This window comes from Rhodopseudomonas sp. BR0C11 (genome assembly GCF_010820945.1).
GTDB classification, from domain to species: Bacteria; Pseudomonadota; Alphaproteobacteria; order Rhizobiales; family Xanthobacteraceae; genus Rhodopseudomonas; species Rhodopseudomonas palustris_H.
This window is the reverse complement of the sequence record NZ_QTKI01000768.1, coordinates 1-880: the sequence shown is the minus strand read 5'-3', so window position 1 is coordinate 880 and position 880 is coordinate 1. Positions and strand designations below refer to the sequence as shown.

Annotated in this window: 1 pseudogene; it reads right to left on the bottom strand. The window is 66.5% G+C overall.

Annotation, left to right across the window (positions count from 1 at the left end):
- Positions 1-87 precede the first annotated feature (87 nt).
- Positions 88-779: pseudogene (locus tag DYI24_RS27245) on the bottom strand (SDR family NAD(P)-dependent oxidoreductase).
- Positions 780-880: the final 101 nt, after the last annotated feature.

Sequence of the window (880 nt, the reverse complement as noted above, 5' to 3'; positions counted from 1 at the left end):
CGTTGCGAGCGCCCCGGAACGACGTTGTAGGGAAAACAGCGGCGCGGCGACGGCTAATCCTCCCCAGCTACTCCCGCGCAAGTGCCCTCACGCATTCCTTGCCATCAACCGGCCGTCGACCGGGATCACCGCGCCGGTGATGAACGATGCGGCGGGTAGGCACAGGCTGAGCGTCATGTGGGCGACTTCTTCCGGGTCGCCGTAGCGGTGCAAAGCGGTGCGGCGGCGGGCGTATTTCTGTTTGTGGTCGTCGCTGATGCGGTCGGTCATTCCGGTGGTGATCGGGCCGGGGCAGATGCAGTTCACGGTGATGCCTTCGGGGCCGAGCTCGACCGCGAGCGAGCGCGTCAGTCCAGTGACGCCAGCTTTCGCCGCCGAATACGGGCTGTGAGTTGCGGTGGCGCCGAGCGCTTCGGTCGAGGCGATATTGACGATGCGCGGGGATTGCGACTTGCGCAAATACGGCAGCGCGGCGCTGCCGAGATGCCGGCATTGTTGATGACGATGTCGAGGCCGCCGAGTGATTGCGCGATATGCTCGACGCCGCTCTTGATCGCCTGCGCGTCGCCGACATCGAGCGCGAAAGCCGTTGCATCGCCGCCGCGCGCCTTGATGGCGTCGGCGACCGGCTGCGCGCCGGCGAGGGTGACATCAGTGACCGCGACGCGTGCGCCTTCGTCGGCGAACACGTGCGCGGTGGCGCGGCCCATGCCGCTCGCGGCGCCTGTGACGAGAACGCGCAGGCCTTTGACGGAACGGCTGAGCGGCTTGTACGACATCGGTTTCCTCCGGTTGTTTCTTGTTGCGGAATGTGCGGGCGCGCGGCGCGCGTGCCTTCCGATTGACAAGGCTGGCATCGATCGACACACAGGTCAAACGT